Source organism: Mesorhizobium sp. M7A.F.Ca.CA.004.06.1.1, from assembly GCF_003999135.1.
Taxonomy (GTDB): Bacteria; Pseudomonadota; Alphaproteobacteria; order Rhizobiales; family Rhizobiaceae; genus Mesorhizobium.
On the sequence record NZ_RZPQ01000253.1, the window covers coordinates 1 to 7,320 of the forward strand.

General features: G+C 63.7%; 5 protein-coding genes and 1 pseudogene. 4 read left to right on the forward strand and 2 right to left on the reverse strand.

Annotation, left to right across the window (positions count from 1 at the left end):
• Positions 1–3,169: DNA polymerase III subunit alpha (dnaE, locus tag EN906_RS16650; RefSeq protein WP_127375265.1), on the forward strand; the 3,169-nt coding region annotated here is incomplete at its 5' end.
• A gap of 67 nt (positions 3,170–3,236) precedes the next feature.
• Positions 3,237–4,040 carry a potassium channel family protein gene (locus tag EN906_RS16655; protein ID WP_127270750.1) on the forward strand — a complete coding sequence of 268 codons (804 nt, stop codon included), beginning with the start codon at positions 3,237–3,239 and terminating at the stop codon, positions 4,038–4,040.
• 11 nt (positions 4,041–4,051) lie between these two features.
• Here EN906_RS16655 and EN906_RS16660 read toward each other — a convergent pair whose 3' ends face one another.
• Positions 4,052–4,933: a DMT family transporter gene (locus EN906_RS16660; RefSeq protein WP_127269138.1), complete on the reverse strand. Its 882-nt coding sequence runs from the start codon at positions 4,931–4,933 to the stop codon at positions 4,052–4,054.
• A gap of 197 nt (positions 4,934–5,130) precedes the next feature.
• On the opposite strand from EN906_RS16660, the gene EN906_RS16665 reads away from it, so the two are divergent.
• Positions 5,131–5,637, forward strand: a complete 507-nt coding sequence (locus tag EN906_RS16665) for a hypothetical protein (protein ID WP_127269139.1) — start codon at positions 5,131–5,133, stop codon at positions 5,635–5,637.
• Here EN906_RS16665 and EN906_RS16670 read toward each other — a convergent pair.
• Complete coding sequence (locus EN906_RS16670) at positions 5,634–6,962, reverse strand: DNA polymerase IV (RefSeq protein ID WP_127269140.1); 1,329 nt, start codon at positions 6,960–6,962, stop codon at positions 5,634–5,636. The two genes, EN906_RS16665 and EN906_RS16670, sit on opposite strands and share 4 nt — an antisense overlap.
• Positions 6,963–7,027: 65 nt before the next feature.
• Between EN906_RS16670 and EN906_RS16675 the strand changes: the two are divergent.
• Positions 7,028–7,320: pseudogene (locus EN906_RS16675) on the forward strand (GNAT family N-acetyltransferase); the annotation flags it as partial.

The following is a 7,320-nucleotide window of genomic DNA, read 5'->3' on the forward strand; positions in this document are numbered from 1 at the left end:
GCTCGCCGCGACCGAAGCCGGCTATTCCAATCTGGTCAGGCTGGTCAGCCGCGTCTACCTCGAAACGCCGCCAGGCGAAGCCGTGCACCTGGCCACCGAAATGATGGAAGGCTTTTGTGACGGGTTGATCTGCCTCAGCGGTGGGCCGCGCGGACCGATCGGCACCGCGCTCAAGGAAGATCGCCGCGATCTGGCCGAAGCCCGGCTTTTGACCCTCAAGGCAATGTTCGGCGACCGGCTCTATGTCGAGCTGGATCGGGTTTCCGGTTATGATCGCGTGATCGAAAAATCCTCGATCGATCTGGCCTATGCCCATGAACTGCCCCTGGTCGCCACCAACGAGGCGTTCTTTTCCTCCCGTGACGACTATGACGCACATGACGCGCTGATCGCCATCGCCGAAGGATCGGTCGTCGCCGCCGACAATCGTCGCCGGCTGTCGCCGGACAATTTCCTGCGCAGCCAGGCCGATATGGCCAGGCTCTTTGCCGATCTGCCAGAAGCGATCGACAACACTGTCGAGATCGCGCTGCGCTGCTCCTATTATCCCAAAAACCGCAATCCGATCCTGCCGCGCTTCACCGGCGGCGATGTCGCTGACAATGACGCCGCGGTGCAGGCGGAAGCCGACGAACTGGCCCGCCAGGCGCATGAGGGGCTCGACGCGCGCCTCGCCATGCATGGCCCGACTGCGGGCTACTCGGTCGAGCAATACCGCGAGCGGTTGAATTTCGAGCTTGGCATCATCACCAAGATGAAGTTTCCCGGCTACTTCCTGATCGTTGCCGACTTCATCAAATGGGCCAAGGCGCAAGGCATTCCGGTCGGGCCAGGCCGCGGTTCGGGCGCAGGCTCGCTGGTCGCCTATTCGACGACCATCACCGACATCGATCCGCTGCGCTTCTCGCTGCTTTTCGAGCGCTTCCTCAATCCCGACCGCGTGTCGATGCCCGACTTCGACATCGACTTCTGCCAGGATCGGCGCGAGGAGGTCATCCGCTACGTCCAGCAGAAATACGGCCGCGACCAGGTCGGCCAGATCATCACCTTCGGTACGCTGCAGGCGCGCGCCGTGCTGCGCGACGTCGGCCGCGTGCTGCAGATGCCCTATGGCCAGGTCGACAAGCTCTCCAAGATGGTGCCGCAGAATCCGGCCAACCCGGTCAAGCTCGCCGACGCCATCGCCAACGAGCCGCGCTTTGCCGAAGAGGCCGAGAGGGAGCCGATCGTCCAGACGCTGCTCGACATGGCGCAGAAGCTGGAGGGCCTTTACCGCCACGCCTCGACGCACGCCGCCGGCATCGTCATCGGCGACCGGCCGTTGTCGGAACTGGTGCCGATGTACCGCGATCCGCGCTCGGACATGCCCGTCACCCAGTTCAACATGAAATATGTTGAGCAGGCCGGGCTGGTGAAGTTCGACTTCCTCGGCCTGAAGACGCTGACCGTGCTGGAGACGGCGGTCAAGCTGATCCGCCGGCGTGGCATCGAGATCGACCTGGCGACGATCCCGCTCGACGATCCCGAGACCTACGCCATGCTGTCGCGCGGCGAAGTGGTCGGCGTGTTCCAGGTGGAAAGCGCCGGCATGCGCAAGGCGCTGATCGGCATGCGGCCCGACTGCATCGAGGACATCATCGCGCTGGTTGCGCTCTACCGCCCCGGTCCGATGGAGAACATTCCGACCTACAACGCCAGAAAGCATGGCGAGGAGGAGATGGCGTCGATCCATCCCAAGATCGACCATCTGGTGAAGGAGACGCAAGGCGTCATTGTCTACCAGGAACAGGTGATGCAGATCGCGCAGGAGCTGTCCGGCTACTCGCTCGGCGAAGCCGATCTGCTGCGCCGCGCCATGGGCAAGAAGATTCGCGCCGAGATGGACAAGCAGCGCGAGCGCTTCGTCTCCGGCGCGGTCGAGCGTGGCGTCGGCAAGCCGCAAGCCGACTTCATTTTCGACCTGCTGGCCAAGTTCGCCGACTATGGTTTCAACAAATCGCACGCCGCCGCCTATGCGGTGGTTTCGTACCAGACCGCCTATCTCAAGGCGCATTATCCGGTCGAGTTCCTGGCGGCGTCGATGACGCTCGACATGGGCAACACCGATAAGCTCGCCGATTTCCGCCAGGACGCGCTGCGCCTTGGTATCGAGGTTTTGGCGCCTTCGGTGATGTCGAGCTTTCGCCCCTTCGAGGTCGGTGAGAACCGCATCTACTATTCGCTGGCAGCGCTCAAGGGTGTCGGCGACGCTGCGGTCGAGCACATCGTTGCCCAGCGTGGCGAAAAGCCGTTCAAGAACCTCGCCGATTTCTGCGAGCGGGTCGATCCCAAGATCGTCGGCAAGCGTGTCTTCGAAAGCCTGATCATGGCCGGCGCGCTCGATTGCTTCGGCCACGACCGCGCATCGATGATGGCGGGCGTGGAACGCATGATGGGACTGGCGTCGCTGGCGCAGCAGAACGCGGTTTCCGGCCAGCACGACATCTTCGGCGCTTCGCTCGGCGCCCAGTCGCAGGCCCTTAATCTGCCCGCGACGGAGCCATGGCTCGCCGCCGACCGGCTGCACCGTGAATTCCAGGTGGTCGGCTTCTATCTCTCGGCGCACCCGCTCGACGAGTACAAGGCAGCCCTGCAGAAGATGCGGGTTCAGACCTGGGCCGAGTTTTCGGCGGCCGTCAAACGCGGTGCCGCCGCCGGCCGTCTGGCCGGCACGGTGACGTCCAAGCAGGAGCGCAAGACGCGCACCGGCAACAAGATGGGCGTTATCGCCTTTTCCGACACATCCGGCCAGTACGAAGCCGTGCTGTTTTCCGAAGGACTGGCGCAATATCGCGATCTGCTCGAGGCCGGCCGCTCCGTGGTCATCACCGTTGCCGCCGAGGACAGGCCGGAAGGCGTCAATCTGCGCATCAACTCGGTGCAGTCGCTGGAGGACGAGGCAAGCCGTATCCAGAAGGCACTTCGCATCTTCGTGCGCAACGCCTCGCCGATCAACACGCTGGCCGGCCAACTGACTGTCAGGGGCGAGGGGCAGGTCAGCTTCGTGCTGATCAAGGACGAAGGCGAGGGCGAAATCGAGATCGAGCTGCCGAACCGCTACCGGATTTCGCCGCAGATCGCTTCGGCGATGCGCGCGGTGCCGGGTGTGGTCGAAGTGGAGCTGGTGTGACCCCCGCTCTTTCTCGCGCGCGGCGGTCAGCCGGGCGGTCGCTGCCGCGAACGCCAGCGCAGTCAGTATGAAGCCGGCGCAGAGGAACGGGTCGCAGGCGGTTTCAGCCTTGGCGCGGCTGCGTGACAGGCTGCGCAGGCTCTATCATGGGCGCACGCCGGCCGCTTTCCGGTTCCAACTGGTGGCCGTCGTCATCGACCTCGCCATCATCGCCTTCTTCATCGCGACGCCGGTTCTTCAGGACAAGCCGTCCTTCCTCTGGCTCGACTATTCGGCGGCCGCGCTTGTCGCCGCGGATCTGGTCGCCCGGCTGCTTGCCTCCAAAAACATGCTGCGGCTGATGAAGCAGCCGACGTCGTGGGTCGATGTCTTCATCCTTTTGACGCTGCTGATGCCGACGGCGTTCGCCAATCTCGCCTTCCTGCGCATCCTGCGGCTGTGGTCGCTGTCGCGCAGCGGTTCGCTCTGGCGCCATCTGGAGATGCGCGGCCTGAGGCCGTGGCGCGAGGCCAGCCACGCGGTCATCAACCTTTTGACCTTCCTGTTCGTCATCACCGGCTTCGTCTACACGTTCTTCTTCCGCACTGGCGCCGGTCTGGAAAACTATGTCGACGCGCTTTATTTCACCGTCGCCACGGTGACGACGACCGGCTTCGGCGACATCGTGCTGCCGGGCATAGCCGGCAAGCTGACCGCAATCGTCACCATGATCATCGGCATATCGCTGTTTGTCAGACTGGCTCAGGCGATCTTCCGGCCAGCCAAGGTTTTGTTTCCCTGTCCGCAGTGCGGCTTGCGGCGGCACGAGCCGGACGCCGTGCATTGCAAAGCCTGCGGTCATCTTCTCAACATACCCGACGAAGGGAACTGACGGCCGGCGTACTACGACGCCGCCACTTCGGCCGGCTTTATAGCCCTGCGCTGAAGATTGAGCAGATTGCCCATCAGGATCAGCAGCGCGCCGCCGGCGGTGAAGGCATCGATCTGCTCGCTATAGAGCAGCCAGCCAATCAGCGCCGATAGCGGCACGCGCAGAAAATCCATCGGCGAGACGATGGTCGCATCGGCATAGCCAAGCGCGCGGGCCATACAGAAATGCGACGACATGCCGGTGAAAGCGATCAGCACGATCCACGGCCATAGCTCCAGTGGCGGATTGCGCCACGTATAGAGCGCCGGGATGAGACCGACCATCGACTGGATAATCAGCATCCAGCAGATGATGCGCACGACGCTGTCAGTCCGGGTCAGCGATTTGATCGTGACCACCGAGATGCCGAAGCAGGCCGCGGCACCCAGCACGACGAGATGTCCAGGGTCGACCGAGCCGACACCGGGGCGCACGATGATCACCACGCCGATCAGCCCCAGCCCGATCGCTGCCAGCTTGGGCCGGTTCAGCCTTTCGCCCAGAAAAATCACCGCCAGGATAGCTGTCCAGATCGGCGTGGTGAATTCGATCGAGATCAGCACCGCCAGCGGGATCAAAGTGAGGGCGTAGAGCCAGGCCGCCTGGCCCGTGTAATGGATGACGTTGCGGGCGATATGGGCAATGGGGCGCTGCGTGCGCATGGCTCGAAAACCGCCACTCATCATCACCAGCGGCAGAAGGATGAAGAAGCCGATCACAGAGCGCAACTCAAGCACCTGGAAGACGTTGAGCTCCGCTGTCGTGGCTCGGCCGGCGACCGTCATCCCAAGGAAGGAAGCGATCGACAGTGCCATCCAGAACGCGGCCTTGGGGATCGAGGGGGTGGGTGCCATTCGCGCTATGTCGCAGGCGAGGGCTTCTGCCGCAATCGCTACACAAGGCATTCTTCTGGGCCAGTCGCGACTGGCTGGATGTTGTAAAACAGTCGTGTGGCGGGCGGAACCTGAAACCGCAAGTGGCGTTGAGTTCCGGTGGTCAGCCGTGCTCGCGGACCGTCCCGCCTTTTTCAAGATCGACAAGGAGAGCTTCAATGAGATCCTTCGCGCAATTCGCGCTTACCGGCGGCTTATTGGTTGCGGCAGGTGCGGCACATGCCGACGAGGCCCAATTTCTCCAGGCGTTCAAGGGCAATTTCGCCGGCAAGGGTATCGTCAAGGTCACCACCGATGCGCCGACCGTGAACGTGTCCTGCACGTTCAGCTCGAACGCGACATCGACCTCCCTGTCGCTCGACGGCAATTGCCGGGGACTTGTCGTGGTCACGCGCGCCATCAGCGCGGACCTGAAGGCCAGCGGTGCCAAATACAGCGGCACCTATGTCGGCTCTCGCACGGGACCGGCGCAGCTTAACGGCAGCCGTTCGGGCAACGCGATCAACCTGGGCATTCGCTGGGCCAAGGAGGTCAATGGCGACCGAAGGGCGCAGATGAAGGTCGAGAAACGCGGCGAGAACGGCATGCGGCTGACCGTCATCGACACCGACCCGAAAACCGGCAAGAGCGTGGTGACGAGCAGGATTGATCTGCAGCGCACCTAATCCTCCAGCGGCTCCGGCGGATGGGCGTCGCGGCCCTTGCCGAATGTGTAGCCGGTTTCCACCGCTTTGCGGCCGAACTTGTCGCGCAGGGCGTCAATGGCGCCTTCGGCCATGGCGCGCTTGCGCGATTGGATGTCGACCAGATCGGGCGGGTCGGCCTTGTCGTCGTCCGAGAGGTCGCTGACACCGATGCCGAGCAGCCGATACTTCGTGCCGTCGGTTTCCTTGCGCAGAAGCTCCACCCCGGTCTGAAAGATGCGGTCGGCGAGCCGGGTCGGATCGCCGAGCTGGCGATTGCGCGTGCGCAGCTTGAAATCCTGGGTCTTCAGCTTCAAGACCACGGTGCGCCCGGCAATGCCTGACTTTTTCAGCCGTGCCGAGACCTTTTCCGAAAGGCCCCTGAGAACCGCGACCAGTTCCTCCAGCGACGCGATATCGGTGTCGAAGGTGGTTTCGGCCGATACGCTCTTGGCATCCTGGTCGGGATCGACGCGGCGGACGTCCTCGCCGCGCGAAAGGTGGTAGAGCCGGTCGCCCATCGTGCCGTAGCGGCGCATCAGGTCGCCGCGATCCATCTGCTGCAACTGGCCGATGGTGCGGATGCCGTCACGCTCCAGCGTGGCGTTGAATGCCTTTCCGACACCCCAGATCATGGTCACCGGCTGCGCCGAGAGGAAGCCGACTGCCTCGGCCTCGCCGATGACCGAGAAACCGCGCGGCTTGCGAAAGTCAGACGCAATCTTGGCGAGGAACTTGCAATAGGACAGGCCGGCCGAAACGGTGATGCCGATCTCCTTCTCGACGGCCTGCGCGAAGCGCGCCAGCACCACAGCGGGCGGCAGGCCGTGCAGCCGTTCGGTGCCGGCGAGGTCGAGAAACGCCTCGTCGATCGACAGCGGCTCGACCAGCGGGGTCAGCGCTTGCATCATGGCGCGCACTTCGCGGCCGACGCGCACGTATTTTTCCATGTTGGGGCTGATGACCACCGCCTCCGGGCAGGCTTCGAGCGCCTTGAACATCGGCATGGCCGAGCGCACGCCTTGGATGCGGGCGATATAGCATGCGGTGGAGACGACGCCGCGCTTGCCGCCGCCGATGATCAGCGGCTTGTCCTTGAGCGCCGGATTGTCGCGCTTTTCGATCGCCGCATAGAAGGCGTCGCAATCGATATGGGCCAGATGCAGCCGGTAAAGCTCTGGATGGCGCGCAAGCCGCGGGCTGCCGCAGCGCTCGCAGCGGCGCGCCTGGCTGCGCTGAAACGTCAGGCAGTCGCGGCAAAAACCGTGATCGGGATTGTTGACAGGGGCCGCCATCGCTGCGAACATAAAGAGAACAGATGCAATGGTACGACAGTGCAAGGCCAGCGACAAGGCTGGCCTGGGGAGAACGCATGAGCACGACCATAGCGCCACTTGCACCCGAGCTTTGGGCTGAATTCGAGGACCTCTTCGGCAAGCAAGGCGCCTGCTACGGCTGTTGGTGCACGCATTTCCGGCTGGCGCCGGCGGTGCGGCGCGAGAGCAGCCGGGAACGCAACAAGGACCACATCAAGGCGCGTATCGAGGCCGGCCCGCCGCCCGGACTGCTGGCATTCGAAGATGGCCAGGCGGTCGGCTGGATGCAGATCGGACCGCGCGCCGACGTACCCGAATGGAACAATCAGGGCAGGGGCTCGGCACCGGT